Consider the following 253-nt stretch of genomic DNA (forward strand, 5'->3'; position numbering starts at 1 on the left):
GTTTGGTCATGGCCGCATCGGTGTAGAAGGTGCCGTTGGTAGGCGTGCCGACGGTGAAGTATTTCACGTCCGCCAGGCCATCCACGTCGGTCGCGCTCAGCTTGACCGCGATACCCTCGCTTGGGTCTTCATCACCGCTCGCCTTAGTGTCCGCAGCCACCGGCGCGTCGTTGACCGCAGTCACGGTGAAGGTGCCGTTGGCTGGCGCAGAAATCAGCGGGTTGCCGTTGTCAGTAAAACCCCCGTCGGTGGC

Annotated in this window: 1 protein-coding gene; it reads right to left on the reverse strand. The window is 62.8% G+C overall.

Annotated features, from left to right (window positions below; translation table 11 throughout):
* The coding region (locus ACFZPT_RS26790) for a hypothetical protein (RefSeq protein ID WP_379559147.1) at positions 1-253 on the reverse strand (253 nt) is incomplete at both ends.

The sequence above is a fragment of the Pseudomonas sp. MD330_10 genome (assembly GCF_042610415.1).
In the GTDB taxonomy this organism is placed as follows: Bacteria; Pseudomonadota; Gammaproteobacteria; order Pseudomonadales; family Pseudomonadaceae; genus Aquipseudomonas; species Aquipseudomonas rhodesiae.